10 protein-coding genes are annotated in these 14,580 nt (G+C 68.5%); 6 read left to right on the top strand and 4 right to left on the bottom strand.

Features of this window, described 5'->3' with window-relative positions:
* Window position 1 precedes the first annotated feature (1 nt).
* Complete coding sequence (locus tag EDF42_RS15075; protein ID WP_123673100.1) at window positions 2-1,990, bottom strand: S9 family peptidase; 1,989 nt, start codon at window positions 1,988-1,990, stop codon at window positions 2-4.
* Window positions 1,991-2,296: 306 nt separating this feature from the next.
* On the opposite strand from EDF42_RS15075, the gene EDF42_RS15080 reads away from it, so the two are divergent.
* The 5 genes from EDF42_RS15080 (at window position 2,297) to EDF42_RS15100 (ending at window position 8,328) form a co-directional block, all read left to right on the top strand.
* Window positions 2,297-3,922 carry an ABC transporter substrate-binding protein gene (locus EDF42_RS15080; RefSeq protein ID WP_123673102.1) on the top strand — a complete coding sequence of 542 codons (1,626 nt, stop codon included), beginning with the start codon at window positions 2,297-2,299 and terminating at the stop codon, window positions 3,920-3,922.
* A 228-nt stretch (window positions 3,923-4,150) separates the two neighbouring features.
* On the top strand, window positions 4,151-5,080 hold the full coding sequence (locus EDF42_RS15085) for an ABC transporter permease (protein WP_123340693.1): 930 nt from the start codon (window positions 4,151-4,153) through the stop codon (window positions 5,078-5,080).
* Entirely contained in the window at window positions 5,070-6,020 is a 951-nt protein-coding gene (locus EDF42_RS15090; RefSeq protein ID WP_123340694.1) for an ABC transporter permease, read from the top strand. Before EDF42_RS15085 ends, EDF42_RS15090 begins: the two co-directional genes overlap by 11 nt.
* A complete protein-coding gene (locus tag EDF42_RS15095; protein WP_123340695.1) occupies window positions 6,017-7,759 on the top strand; it encodes an ABC transporter ATP-binding protein in 1,743 nt (580 codons plus the stop codon). The genes EDF42_RS15090 and EDF42_RS15095 overlap by 4 nt, the downstream gene beginning before the upstream one ends.
* Before the next feature lie 62 nt (window positions 7,760-7,821).
* On the top strand, window positions 7,822-8,328 hold the full coding sequence (locus EDF42_RS15100; RefSeq protein ID WP_123340696.1) for a PH domain-containing protein: 507 nt from the start codon (window positions 7,822-7,824) through the stop codon (window positions 8,326-8,328).
* A 181-nt stretch (window positions 8,329-8,509) separates the two neighbouring features.
* Here the strand turns inward: EDF42_RS15100 and EDF42_RS15105 are convergent, their stop codons facing one another.
* Genes EDF42_RS15105 through EDF42_RS15115 form a run of 3 tightly spaced genes read right to left on the bottom strand, consistent with a single transcriptional unit; the run spans window position 8,510 to window position 12,569 of the window.
* Window positions 8,510-10,654 (bottom strand): dipeptide ABC transporter ATP-binding protein, encoded by a 2,145-nt coding sequence (locus EDF42_RS15105; RefSeq protein WP_123673104.1) that lies wholly within the window; start codon window positions 10,652-10,654, stop codon window positions 8,510-8,512.
* Entirely contained in the window at window positions 10,647-11,585 is a 939-nt protein-coding gene (locus tag EDF42_RS15110) for an ABC transporter permease (protein ID WP_123340697.1), read from the bottom strand. Before EDF42_RS15110 ends, EDF42_RS15105 begins: the two co-directional genes overlap by 8 nt.
* A gap of 3 nt (window positions 11,586-11,588) precedes the next feature.
* Window positions 11,589-12,569 (bottom strand): ABC transporter permease, encoded by a 981-nt coding sequence (locus EDF42_RS15115; RefSeq protein ID WP_123340698.1) that lies wholly within the window; start codon window positions 12,567-12,569, stop codon window positions 11,589-11,591.
* Between the two features lie 256 nt (window positions 12,570-12,825).
* Here EDF42_RS15115 and EDF42_RS15120 point away from each other — a divergent pair, with 256 nt between their 5' ends.
* Window positions 12,826-14,544 (top strand): ABC transporter family substrate-binding protein, encoded by a 1,719-nt coding sequence (locus EDF42_RS15120; RefSeq protein ID WP_123340699.1) that lies wholly within the window; start codon window positions 12,826-12,828, stop codon window positions 14,542-14,544.
* Window positions 14,545-14,580: the final 36 nt, after the last annotated feature.

The raw sequence follows: 14,580 nt of genomic DNA on the forward strand, positions 1-14,580 counted from the left end.
GTCAGGCGACCGGCGTGACGGGCAGGTGCTGCGCCCACCAGGCGAGGACGTGCTCGAACCGCTGCACGCGGTGCCATGGTGTGCCGGAGCGGGAGAGCTCGTGGCCCTCGCCGGGGAACACGAGGAACGACGCGTCGATCCCCGCGCGCCGGAGGGCCACGAACTGGCGCTGCCCCTGCTCGATCGGGCAGCGCCAGTCCGCTTCCGAGTGCGCGACCATGAACGGGATGGTGACCTGCGCGGCGTACGTCAGCGGGCTCCGGCGACGCTGCTCTTCGGGGTCGGCACCGACGTACGCGTCGGCGAAGTACCAACCGATGTCGGAGCTGCCCGCGAACGAGTCCCACGCGTTCACGGCGCGCTCGCTCCACGCGGCCACGAACCGCTCGCCGTGGTGCGCGGCGACCCAGCTCGTCATGAACCCGCCGTACGAGCCGCCCATGATGCCGACGCGTGCCGCGTCGAGGTCGGGGCGTTCGAGCGCTGCGTCGAGCAGGGCGAGCACGTCGTCGACGTCGACGGTGCCCATCGCCCCGATGACCGCGCGGCCGTGGTCGAGTCCGTAGCCACCGGACCCTCGCGGGTTGCCGATGACGACGGCGTACCCGGCGCTGGCGTAGACCTGCGCCTCGTCGAAGAACGCCCAGGTGTCCTGGCCGAACGGTCCGCCGTGCACCACCCGGAGGACGGGGTGCGGCCCCTCGCCCTCGGGCAGGACGACCCAGCCGTGCACCGGGGTACCGTCCGGAGCGGTGCCGGTGAGCTCCTCGATGCGGCGGACACCGGGGGCCGATGCCTCGGACCGGAGCGGGGCCGCGTAGTCGGTGAGCACCGGCGGGAGGGCATCGTCGGTCACGGTCAGGTCGACCACGTGGACCTCGCCGGGCGAGTCCGTCGTGGCAGCCGTGGCGACCAGGACGTCCCCGTCGACGTCGAAGCCCGAGACGACCAGACGGCCGCCGAGGACGACCCCGAGCTCGTCGAGCCGGAGCGGAGCCGTCGTGCCGGCGGGGACACGACGGACGGTGACGGTGCCGCGGTCGAGCACCTGCACGAGGACGTCGTCGCGGTGGAACGCCGGCGTCCCGGAGACGTCGACCGTCTCGCGGGCGGTCAGTCGGACCGGTTCGGAGTCGTGCGCTGCGACCCACAGCCCTTCGGGTTCGCCGACCAGCCGCCCGTCGCGGTGCGACGCCCCGACGTAGTGGACGGTACGGTCCGGGGTGATCGCGATCGAGCTGACCGAGCCCTCGGTCCGGATCGCCAGCGCCATCGTGCCGTCGGACGCGTCGACGCGGTACAGGTCGTCGTCGTGGGTCTCACGCGCACCGAGGTCCCGCGGGGCGACGACGAGGAGCGCGCCGCCGTCCGGGTACCAGGCCGGTGCGGAGACCGAGCAGGGCGCGCTCGTGAGCGGGGAGTCCACCGGTGCCGCTGCGGGGTCGGTGACGTCGACGACCACGATCTGCTGCGGCTTGTCGAGCAGGTACCCCGTGCCGTCGACGTGGAAGTCGAGTCGGGACACGAGCCGCGGCGCCTCGGCGTCCGTCGCCGGACGACGGTCGCCGCCGGGGACCTCGGAGCCGTAGCGGCCGGGTTCGGGGAAGCGTGCGGTCACGGCGACGCGTGTCGAGTCGGGCGACCAGACCGGGGTGCCGGCGCCGAGCGGCAGGGCGGTGACCACGCGGGCCTCGCCGCCGTGCACCGGCGCCACGGCGAGCTGCGGGTGTGCGACGCCGTGGTCGTCCTCGACGGACCGGAGGAAGGCGAGGGCACGACCGTCGGGGGACAGGGCCGGCGAGGAGTCGCGGTCGCCGGACGTCCAGCGGACCGTGCCCTCGGTGGTCACGCGTTCGATGGTGCTGCGGTACGCGTCCTGGTCGAGGTCCGGACGGGAGACCGCGACGAAGGCGGCTCCGCCGTTCCCGGGATCACCGCTGACGGTGGGGGAGGAGGGGACGTGGAGATGGGGGATGTCGTTCGCGAGCACGTGTTCACGGTACGGCTGGTGCGGCGCCGATGCCCGGGTCCTGAGGCGGCCTCGGAACAGGTCTTCCTTGCACAGAACTGTGTCGCAGTGCAACGAATTTCATGCAGATGCAACAAAAGCGCGAGGGCGTTCAGCAAGCGCGCGAATCTTGCATCTTCTCGCAAGGATCGTGCAAGTTGGTTACCGGCTTGTAACCGTTCGCTCCAGGGTTTGGAGGCTGCTGTCCACCTTGCCTACAGTGCAGATGTCAAACGCGCCCGGGTGACACCGCTGTGCCCTTGCGCGTCCCATGCACCAGGAGGAACCTTGATCAAGAAGCGCGCCGGGCTCACAGCCCTCGCCGTGCTCGGGGCCACAGCACTCGCCCTGACCGCCTGCTCCAGCAACAGCAACAGTGGGGGTGGCTCGGGCTCGTCCAACGCCTCGGGCATCGTCACGACCAACGGCAGCGAGCCGCAGAACCCGCTGATCCCGTCGAACACCACCGAGACCGGTGGCGGCAAGATCATCGACTCGCTCTTCGAGGGCCTCGTGTCCTACGACGCCGACGGCAAGTCCGTCAACGAGGTCGCGAAGAGCATCGACACCGATGACTCGAAGACCTTCGACGTCAAGCTGAACACGAACTACACGTTCACGAACGGCGAGAAGGTCACCGCAGAGTCCTTCACCAAGGCCTGGAACTGGGCCGCGCAGAAGTCGAACGCCCAGGGCGCCAGCTACTTCTTCGAGAACATCGAGGGCTACGACGCCGACAAGGACTCGGAGCTCACGGGCCTCAAGGTCGTCGACGACGACGAGTTCACCGTCACGCTGAAGTCGGCCCAGTCGGACTTCCCGCTGTCGCTCGGCTACTCGGCGTTCGTGCCGCTGCCGTCCTCGTTCTACGACGACACCAAGGCGTTCGGTGAGAACCCGATCGGCAACGGTCCGTACAAGCTCGACGGCAAGAAGGCCTGGACGCACAACCAGTCCATCAAGCTCGTCACCAACAAGGACTACGAGGGCAAGCGCAAGCCGAAGAACGGTGGTCTGACGATCACGTTCTACGCCTCGCAGGACACCGCGTACTCCGACGCGCAGGGCGGCAACCTCGACGTCCTCGACGCCGTGCCGGACAGCGCCTTCAAGACGTACAAGTCGGACTTCCCGGACTCGAACGTCAACCAGCCGGCCGCCATCTTCCAGGCGATCTACCTGCCGTACTACCTCGACCACTGGAAGGGCGAGGAAGGCACGCTGCGTCGTGAGGCCGTCTCGATGGCCATCAACCGCAAGCAGATCACCGACAAGATCTTCGACGGCACGCGCACCCCGGCGAAGGACTTCACGTCGCCGGTCATCGCGGGCTGGAACGACGACCTCGACGGCTCCGACGTCCTGGACTACAACGAGTCCGAGGCCAAGAAGCTGTGGGCCGAGGCCGACAAGATCTCGAAGTACGACGACACCCTCACCATCACGTACAACGCCGACGGTGGGCACGAGGCGTGGGTGACCGCGGTCACGAACTCGATCTCGAACACGCTCGGCATCAAGGCCGAGGGCAACGCGATCCCGACGTTCCAGGAGGCCCTCGACCTCCAGACGAACGACAAGCTCACGGGCGGCAGCCGCACCGGTTGGCAGGCCGACTACCCGTCGCTGTACAACTTCCTCGGCCCGACCATGGGTGAGGGCTCGTCGAACAACTACTCGCGGTACGACTCCAAGGAGTACAACGAGCTGCTCGCCGAGGGCCGTTCGGCCGCCACGGTCGAAGAGGGCAACAAGGCCTTCGACCAGGCCCAGGAGCTCCTGTTCAAGGACCTCCCGGAGATCCCGCTCTGGTACTCGAACGTCACTGGTGTCTGGAACGCCGACAACGTGTCCAACGTGAAGTTCGGTTGGAACTCGGTGCCGCTGTACTACGACATCGAGGTCACGAAGTAACACCGCTCTCCTCGAGAGCACCGCGTGGGCAGGTATCCTGCCTCGCGACCACCGGACGGGGGTTCGGGGACCGCAACGGTCCCCGAACCCCCGTACCTCGGCGGCAACACCTTCCCCCACCACATCGGGCGCCGCCGCCCGAACCGGACATCCGTGCCGACCCTCGGAACGTCCACCCCTCACCACAATGAACCTGATCGACATCGCTCCGGACCGGGCAGGGATCTGATGCTCTGGTACCTCGGAAAGCGCCTCCTGCAACTCATCCCCGTGTTCTTCGGGGCCACGTTCCTCATCTACTTCATGGTGTTCTCGCTGCCCGGCGACCCCATCGCAGCGCTGTTCGGCGACCGCCAGCCGTCGCCGCAGGTCATCGAGACCCTGCGCCAGCAGTACAACCTGGACAAGCCGTTCATCGTCCAGTACCTGCTCTGGATCGGCGGCGTGTTCCGCGGCGACCTCGGTGTGACCTACTCCGGTCTGCCGGTCAGCCAGCAGCTCGCCTCGGCGTTCCCGATCACCGCTCGTCTCGCGATCCTCGCGCTCGTGTTCGAGGCCGTCGCCGGCATCGTCGTCGGTGTCGTCGCGGGTCTGCGCAAGGGCAAGCTGTTCGACGCCACAGCGCTCGTCGTCTCGCTCCTGCTCATCTCGGTGCCGACCTTCGTCGTCGGGTTCGTGCTGCAGTACGTGTTCGGCATCAAACTCGGGTTGTTCCGGGTCACGGTGTCCGGGCAAGCGCCCTGGGACGAACTGATCCTGCCGGCGATCGTGCTGGCGTCCGTGTCGTTCGCCTACATCGTGCGGCTCACCCGTGCGAGCGTGGCCGAGAACACCACGGCGGACTTCGTGCGCACCGCCACCGCGAAGGGCCTGCCCCGTCGTCGTGTGGTCGGCGTGCACATCTTCCGGAACTCGCTCATCCCCGTGGTGACCTACCTGGGTGTCGACATCGGCAACCTGATGGTCGGCGCGATCGTCACCGAGGGCATCTTCAACATCAACGGTGTCGGCGGCACGGTCTTCCGCGCCGTCAAGCTCGGCGAGGGCCCGACGGTGGTCTCCTTCGTCGCCGTGATGGTCATCATCTTCATGCTCGCCAACCTCCTGGTGGACCTGCTCTACGCCGTCCTGGACCCGAGGATCCGCTATGCCAAGTAACGCCGCACCCCGCTCGGCGACGCACTTCGTCGCCCCGCTGGAGGAAACGCCCCTGCAGGCGATCGACCAGGTCAACGAGGACGAGAAGACCCGTTCCCTGTGGACCGACGCCTGGGAGTCCATGCGGACCCGCCCGACGTTCTGGATCTCCTCGATCCTGATCCTGCTGATCATCGTCGTCGCGGTCTTCCCCGGGCTCTTCGCCCACGTCGACCCGCGTGCGTCGAACCTCGACAACAGCGACGGCGGGCCCGAGGCCGGGCACATCCTCGGCTTCACGCGTCAGGGCTCCGACGTCTACGCCCGCGTGATCTGGGGCGCCCAGAACTCGCTCATCGTCGGCATCGTCGCGACGGTCTTGGTGTCCATCGTCGGCATCGTGATCGGTGCGCTGGCCGGGTTCTACGGCGGCTGGCTCGACACGATCGTGTCCCGCATCGGTGACATCTTCTTCTCGATCCCCACCGTCCTCGGTGCGATCGTGATCATGTCGGTCATCCCCGCGCGGAACGCGATCACCGTCGCGCTCGTGCTGTCGGCCTTCGCGTGGCCGCAGATCGCCCGCATCATGCGTGGTGCCGTCCTGAGCGCCAAGCAGGCCGACTACGTCATGGCGTCGGCGGCCCTCGGCGTCAGCCGGTTCAAGACGCTCGTGCGCCACGTCATCCCGAACTCGCTGGCTCCGGTCATCGTGGTCGCGACCGTGTCGCTCGGCACGTTCATCGTGGCCGAGGCGACCCTGTCGTTCCTCGGCATCGGACTGCCGCCGTCGGCCCTCAGCTGGGGTCTCGACATCGGCACGGCGCAGACGTCGATCCGCACCAACCCGTCGACGATCTTCTGGCCGTCGGCCGCGCTGTCCATCACCGTGCTCGCGTTCCTGCTCCTCGGTGACGTGGTGCGCGACGCGCTCGACCCGAAGGCGAGGGCCCGCCGATGAGCGAGACGCTGACCAACCCCACCGGCCGACGCACCAACGCCGACGGTGCTCCGCTGCTCGAGATCCGCGACCTGCAGGTCGGCTTCAAGACGCAGTCCGGTCTCGTGCAGGCCGTGCGCAGTGTCGACCTCACCCTCGAGCAGGGCGAGCGTCTGGCCATCGTCGGCGAGTCCGGTTCCGGCAAGTCGACGAGCGCCCAGGCGATCATCAAGCTGCTGCCCGGCACCGGCCAGGTCACCGGCGGGTCGATCAAGTTCAACGGGCGCGAGCTCGTCGGGCTGAGCGACAAGGAGATGTCCGAGATCCGCGGGAAGGAGATCGGCTACGTCCCGCAGGACCCGATGTCGAACCTCAACCCGCTGTGGTCGATCGGTTTCCAGGTCGAGGAGGCGATCCGTGCGAACGGCATGGCCACCGGCAAGAAGGCCGTCCGCGACCGCGCGATCGAGGTCCTGAAGGAGGCCGGCCTCGGCGATGCCTCGACCCGCCTCAAGCAGTACCCGCACGAGTTCTCCGGCGGTATGCGACAGCGCGTGCTCATCGGCATCGGTCTGTCGAGCCGCCCGCAGCTGCTCATCGCCGACGAGCCGACGAGTGCGCTCGACGTCACGGTCCAGCGCGTCATCCTCGACCACCTCGAGAGCCTGACCCGCGACTTCGGCACCTCCGTGCTGTTCATCACGCACGACCTCGGACTCGCCGCCGAGCGCGCCGAGAAGCTCGTCGTGATGTACAAGGGCCAGGTCGTCGAGGCCGGTCCCTCGAAGGAGATCCTGGCCAACCCGCAGCACCCGTACACGCAGCGCCTGGTCGCTGCGGCGCCCTCGCTCGCGAGCCGCCGCATCCAGTCGAAGGTGCAGCACGAGCGCATCGAGATCGCCGACGCCGGCAGCGACGACGCCGAGCTCATCGCCCGGGCGCAGGAGCGCGAGCACCGTCCGGCCGAGGACCTCATCGTGGTGAAGAACCTCGAGAAGATCTACAAGCTGCGCGGCAAGAGCCTCGCCACCCGCGAGCTCAAGGCCGTCGACGACGTGTCGTTCGCGATCCCGAAGGGCACCACCACGGCGCTCGTCGGCGAGTCCGGCTCGGGCAAGTCGACCGTCGCCAAGCTGGTGCTGCAGCTCGAGAGCATCTCGAGCGGCACCGTGCAGTTCGACGGCATCGACATCGGCGCCCTGAAGGGCAAGGACCTCTTCGACTTCCGCCGCCGCGTGCAGCCGGTGTTCCAGGACCCGTACGGCTCGCTGGACCCGATGTACAACGTCGGGAACACGATCGCCGAGCCGCTCGCCACGCACAAAGTGGGCGACAAGGCGTCGCGTCGGGCCCGCGTGCTCGAGCTGCTCGACCAGGTCGCGCTGCCGAAGTCGATGGTCAACCGCTACCCGAACGAGCTCTCGGGTGGGCAGCGGCAGCGCATCGCCGTCGCTCGCGCGCTCGCACTCAAGCCGGAGGTCATCGTCCTCGACGAGGCCGTCTCCGCGCTCGACGTGCTCGTGCAGGGGCAGATCCTCGACCTGCTGACGGAGCTGCAGACCGAACTCGGCCTGACCTACCTGTTCATCACGCACGACCTGGCGGTCGTCCGCCTGGTCGCGGACAACGTGTGCGTCATGCGCCAGGGCAAGATCGTCGAGAAGGCGACGACCGACGAGGTCTTCGCCGCCCCGAAGGAGCAGTACACGAAGGACCTCCTGGCCGCCATCCCCGGCGCCGGGTTCGAGTTCGGACGCTGATCCTGCTGGACACGAACGAGGCCGGACGTCCCGTCGTCCTCCGCGCTGGTCGCGGAGGCGCCGTGGCGGCCGGCCTCGTCGCCGTCCTGGGCCTCTTCCTGCTGGTCGACGCGGCCGTGCGCGGCAGCTGGATCGTGGTGCTCGACGCCGTCGGACCGATCGCCGTGCTCGTCTGGGTCCTGTGGGTGCTCACGTACCGCCCGTGCATCCGCATCGACGACACGGCCGTCACCGTCGTCAACCCGCTCCGCCGCACCGTGGTGCCGTGGCACGCGGTCGCCGACGTCAAGCTCCGCTGGCAGATCGTCATCGAGACGGTCGCGGGCCGTCGCGTGCAGTGCTGGGGCGGCCCGTCGCTGCCCCGGCCGAAGCCGGCCCGGCGCGGCGAGCGTGCCGTGCTGCGCCAGCCGGACGAGATGACCGTGCTGCTCGACCGCTGGGCTGAGCAGCGTGCCGTCGCCGGTGACGGCGACGCCGTGCGCGGCTGGGACCGCCCTGCCGTGATCGTCGGCGCGGTCGCGCTGGCGCTCCTCGTGGTCTCGCTGCTGAGCCTGACGCTGGGCGGCTGACGCGGCTCGCGATCGCGACCACGAGACGGACGGGAGGCCCGGTGCACGACGTGCGCCGGGCCTCCCGTCCGTCTGCTGGTCACGTCAACTGCCGCGCTTGGTGAGCAGAGATGGTCGGGTCCGCGAACAGGACCCGACCATTCCTGCTCACGATGTGGAGCGGTGAACGTGACCCGCGTCGTCAGACGACCGCGCCGACCCGCTCGGTGAGCAGGTGCTCCTGGTCGGTCTGGATGCACGCGACACCACGGCCGTGCACGTCCTGCAGGCGTGGGTCGACGGTACGGCACTGCTCCTGCCGGCCCTCGTCGAGGAGCTGGTAGAGCGGGCAGCGGGTGCGGAACCGGCAGCCGTCGATGCGCTCGGTGGGGGAGGGCAGGTCGCCGTCGAGCAGGATCCGCCCGCGGGCGGCCTCGGCGGACGGGTCCGGCACCGGCACGGCCGACAGCAGCGCCCGCGTGTACGGGTGCTGCGGATCGGAGAACACCTTGTCGCCGTCGCCGTACTCGACGATGCGGCCGAGGTACATGACCGCGACGTCGTCGGCGATGTGCCGCACGACGGACAGGTCGTGGGCGACGAACAGGTACGACAGGCCGAGGCGGTGCTTCAGGTCCTCGAGCAGGTTGATCACGCCGGCCTGCACCGAGACGTCGAGTGCCGAGACGGGCTCGTCGAGCACGAGGATCTTCGGCTCGACGATGAGCGCCCGGGCGATGCCGATGCGCTGCCGCTGGCCGCCGGAGAACTCGTGCGGGTACCGGTCGATGTAGCTCGGCTCGAGCCCGACGAGCTCGAGGACCTCGCGGACCCGGCGGCGGATCTCGTCCTTCGCGACCCTGTGCACCGTCAGCGGTTCACCGATCACCGAACCGATGTCGAGCCGGGGGTCGATCGACGCCATCGGGTCCTGGAACACGACCTGGATGTCGCGGCGGATCGCCAGGCGGTCCTTCTTCGACAGCGACGCGGTGTCGACGCCGTTCACCCGGATGGTGCCCTGCTGGGCGCCGGCGAGCTCGAGGATCTCCATGATCGTGGTGGTCTTGCCGCAACCGGACTCACCGACCAGCCCGAGCACCTGCCCGCGCTTCAGCGTCAGGGAGATGCCGTCGACCGCGTGCACCTCGCCGATCTGCCGGCGGAAGAGCGCGCCCTTGGTGAGCGGGAACGTCTTGACGACGTCGGTGAGCTCGAGGACGACGTCGTCGCCGTGGTCGACCGCCGCTTCGGGGATGTCCTCGGGGCGGGGGAAGATCTCCGACCGCTCGAGGGTGCCCGCCGCGATCTCGTCGCGACGGATGCACGCGGCGGTGTGGTCGTCGAGCAGCGTGCCGTTGCCGATCGTCGGGACGGTCCCGGTCAGGACCGGGTTGTCGCCGCTCTGCGGGACGGTCGGCTCGACCAGCGCGGGCTCGCCGTCGCGGCAGGCGTCGATGACCGCCGGGCAGCGGTCGGCGAACGGGCAGCCGGTCGGCTTCTGCGTGAGCAGGGGCGGGCGGCCCTCGAGCGGGACGAGCCGTTCGGTGCGGGCCGCGGTCATGTTCGGCATCGAGCGGAGGAGCCCGATCGTGTACGGCATGACGGGTTCGCGGAACAGCGGCTCGACCGGTGCCGTCTCGACGATGCGGCCCGCGTACATCACGGCGACGCGGTCCGCGTTGCCGGCGACGACACCGAGGTCGTGCGTGATGAGGACCACGGCGGCACCGGTCATGTCCTTCGCCGTCTGCAGCACGTCGAGGATCTGCGCCTGGATCGTGACGTCGAGCGCGGTGGTCGGCTCGTCGGCGATGATCAGCTTCGGGTCGTTCGCGATGGCGATGGCGATCATCGCGCGCTGCCGCATGCCGCCGGAGAACTCGTGCGGGAACGCGTCGAGGCGCCGAGCGGGGTTCGGGATGCCGACGACGCGCAGCAGTTCCTCGGCGCGGGTGCGGGCGGCGTGCTGGGTGAGGGAGCGGTCGTGCAGTCGCAGCCCCTCGATGATCTGCTGGCCGATCGTGTACACGGGCGTCAGAGCGGACAGCGGGTCCTGGAACACCATCGCGATGTCGCCGCCGCGCAGGCGGGACATCTCGCGGTCGTTCTTGCCCAAGAGCTCCTGGCCGTCGAAGCGGATGCTGCCCTCGACGTGGGCGGACGACGGGAGCAGACCCATCACGGCCATCGAGGACACCGACTTGCCGGAGCCGGACTCGCCGACGATCCCGAGGAACTCGCCGGGGGCCACCGTGTAGTCGACCCCGCGGACGGCGTAGACGGGCTTGGTCTTCGGGTTGAACGTGACCGACAGGTCGGACACGGTCAGCAGCGGCTCAGTCACGGTTGGCTCCGGAGGTGGGGTCGATGGCGTCGCGCAGGGCGTCGCCGAGCAGGCTGGTCGAGAGCACGGTCGCGACGAGGGTCGCGGCGGGCAGGACGAACAGCCACGGGCGGGTGACGGCGGACTGGCTGCCGGCGGCGAGCAGGGTGCCGAGCGAGACGTCGGGGATCTGGATGCCGAAGCCGAAGAAGCTCAGCGAGCTCTCCGCCAGGATCGCGGCCCCGACGCCGAGCGTCGCGTCGATGATGAGCAGGGACGCCACGTTCGGCAGGATGTGCCGTCGGATGATCGTGAACGCCGGGACGCCCATGAAGCGGGCGGCCTTGACGTAGTCGCGTTCGCGCAGGGACATCGTCTGGCCGCGGATCACGCGGGCCATCACCATCCAGCTGAACACCGCGAGGCCGACGATGAGCGCCACCCACGTCAGGTTCTTGAACACCGGGCTGAGGAGCACGAGCGCGTAGAACGACGGGATCACGAGCAGCAGGTCGATGACCCACACGAGCACGCGGTCCACGGTGCCGCCGAAGTAGCCGGCGATCGCACCGACGATGCCGGCGATCAGCGTGGCGGCCGGACCGGCGATGAGGCCGATGAGCAGCGACTTCTGCAGGCCGACGAGCGTCTGCGCGTAGATGTCCTGGCCGATGTCGTTCGTGCCGAACCAGTGCGCGGCGCTCGGCGGCATGCCGAACGCCAGACCATCGGAGTCGACGGCGTTCCAGTGGTACAGGTGCGGGCCGACGAAGGCCCACAGCAGGATGAGCAGCAGGGCGCCGCCACCGATGCGGGCACGCCAGGTGCCGAACACCTTGCGCCAGAGCGGCGTGCGGCCGCCCTTGACCTCGATGACGTGCGCCGGGGTGCCGGCGTTGCCGTCACCGGGGTCGCCGGCGGTGGTCGTGGTCGTGGGGTCGAGAACAGACACGGGTCACACCCTCACTCGCGGGTCGAGCGCGGCGTAGAGCAGGTCCGCGAGGGTTCCTGCGATGAGCACGAGGATCGCCGTGAAGAGGATCGTGCCCGAGGCCGCGTTGATGTCGTTGTTGGTGATGCCCTGGACGAAGTACTCGCCCATGCCGTGCCAGCTGAAGACCAGCTCGGTGATGCTCGCGCCGGTCAGGATCAGCCCGAACGAGTACGCGAAGAACGTCGACATCGGGATGAGGGCGACGCGGACGCCGTGGCGCATGATGGCCGATCCGCGCGTCCGGCCCTTCGACCGCGCGGTGCGGATGAAGTCGTTCGACAGCACGTCGAGCATCGCGGAGCGCTGGTACCGCGAGTACGTGGCGACGGCGCCGATGGTCAGCGAGATCGTGGGTAACAACAGGTGGATCAGCCGGTCGCCGAGCACCGGGAAGAACCCGTTCACCCCCGGCGTGTACTCACCCGTGAACCGGATCACCTGGGTGCCGAGCCCCTGGTTCATCGCGGTCGCGAGGATCATCAGGACGACCGCGATGACGAAGGTCGGGGTGGCGAGCACGGCGAACGACAGGTACGTCGAGACCTGGTCCGACGTGCGGTACTGGCGGACGGCGTTCCACACGCCGAGCAGCACCCCGAGGATCGCGCCGAGCAGCGTGCCGATGACCAGCAAGCGCAGGCTCGTGCCGGAGCGGGCGACGATGTCGGCAGTGACCTCGGTGCCGCGGGTGCTCATGCCGAGCGACCCGTGCGTGACGAGGTTCGACCACCAGGTCCACGTCCGGACGATGAGCGGGGTGTCCGGATCGGCACCGAGCTTCCGCAGGGACGCGTCGATCGTGCCCTGGGGCACGGCCGGGTTGCGGCCCAGGAACCGGGCAGCCGGGTTCAGCGTGCTGCTGGCGAGGATGTAACCGAGGGTCGTCGCGACGATCGTCAGGACGATGTAGTTGACGATCCGCTTTGCGATGAAGGCAAGCATGTACTGGGACCTCGTGGGGTGCGGCCGTCCGTCCGGACGGCGTTGTCGGTGGCGACAGGTTAGCCGCTCGCGACGGAGGGGTGGGACTTCCGTTGTGACGCTATGCAACATTCGTTACGAGCATGTTTCGATTCCCCACATCAACCCTTGTGGAGCCTTCGGATGTGACTAGGGTTCTCAACCAACAGGCGTGGCGGCGGGGGTCGCCGCGTTCCAGCGCGAACTGCGCGAACCACAACGAAAGGGAATCCTCGCCATGCGAAAGAGGATCAAGGGCATCGCCGTGCTGGCCACCGCTGCGGCTGCGGCCGTCGTGCTGGCCGGCTGCTCCGGCGGTGGACAGGCGGGCAACAGCAGCTCCGCGGTCGCCGAGTCGTCGCTGAAGTCGACCGGCTGGACCGTCGCGGACCGCGCGGACGTCAAGGACGGCGGGTCGATCACCCTGCCGATCGACACCGCTCCGGCGAACTTCCAGATCAACAACCTCGACTCCGGAACCGTCGACGACCAGACGATCTCCGGTGCGTACCTGCCGGGCTTCATCCAGTTCAAGGAGAACGGCGAGTGGGAGGTGAACAAGGACTTCGCGACCTCGGTCGAGCTGACCAAGGACTCACCCCAGACCGTCGAGATCAAGATCAACCCGAAGGCCGTGTGGTCTGACGGCACCCCGATCAGCGCGAAGGACGTCATCGCCAACTGGAAGGCGCTGAACGGCACGAACAAGGCCTTCGCGCCCCTCGCCACCAACGTGTGGGAGGACGTCGACTCGGTCAAGCAGGGCTCGGACGAGCGCGACGTCATCATGACGTTCTCGAAGACGAACGCCGACTGGGCGAGCGTCCTGGGCTCCATCTACCCGTACTGGGCCGTCGACACCCCCGAGCACTTCAACACCGCCTGGGCCAAGGGCCCGTACGCCGCTGACGGCAAGACCTACGTCTCCGGTGGCCCGTACATCGTGAAGTCCTTCGACGCCAACGGCGGCGTCCTCACGTTCGAGAAGAACTCGAAGTGGTGGGGCGACCCGGGCAAGCTCGACACCATCGTCTTCAAGACGGTCTCGCGTGACGGTGTCGCGCAGGCGTACGGCAACAAGGAACTCGACGCGTTCAACCTGAACGGCAGCGCCGACAACCTCAAGACGGCGAACTCCCGCTCCGACTCGAAGATCGAGCGCTCGCTCGGCACCACGCAGCGGCAGATCACGCTGAACGGCACCTCGGACGTCTTCAAGGACCAGGACGTGCGCCAGGCGTTCGCCCAGGCCATCAACCGCAAGGTCCTCGCCCAGGCGATCCTGTCGCCGGTGAAGAGCCCGGGTGACGTGCTCAACAACCTGACGTACCTGCCCGGTCAGGAGGGGTACAAGGACGACGTCTCGTCGGTCTACGGCTACAGCACCGACAAGGCGAAGTCGAAGCTCGAGGACGCCGGCTGGAAGGTCGGTTCGGACGGCTACGCGACCAAGGGCGGCAAGGAACTCGACGTCCGCTTCGTGATCCCGTCGGACAACCCGAACTCGGCGAACGTCGCGCAGCTCGTGCAGCAGCAGACGAAGCTCGCCGGCTTCAAGGTCACGATCGACACCGTCCCGTCGGACGACTTCTTCACGAAGTACATCACCACCGACGGCCGTGACTTCGACGCCACGTACTTCGCGTGGCAGGGCACCCCGTTCCCGATCTCGTCGCTCAAGTCGATCTACTACCCCGCCGACGCCGGCCAGAACTACACCGGCGTGACGGACGACTCGCTCGGCGCGGCATGGGACAAGGCGAACGCCGAGCTCGACGCCGACGCCCGCATCAAGGACGCGCAGGCGATCGACAAGAAGATCGTCGCCGTCGCCGGCACCATCCCGCTGTTCGCCGAGCCGTACGCCTGGGGTGTGCGCAAGGACCTCGTGAACTACGGGCCCGCGCAGTTCCAGCAGTACTCGGTCAAGTGGCAGGACGTGGGCTACACCAAGTAGTCCCGCGGTCGCACGACCCGCATCGACACCCTCGAC

It is taken from the genome of Curtobacterium sp. PhB172, assembly GCF_003752545.1.
Lineage (GTDB): Bacteria > Actinomycetota > Actinomycetes > Actinomycetales > Microbacteriaceae > Curtobacterium.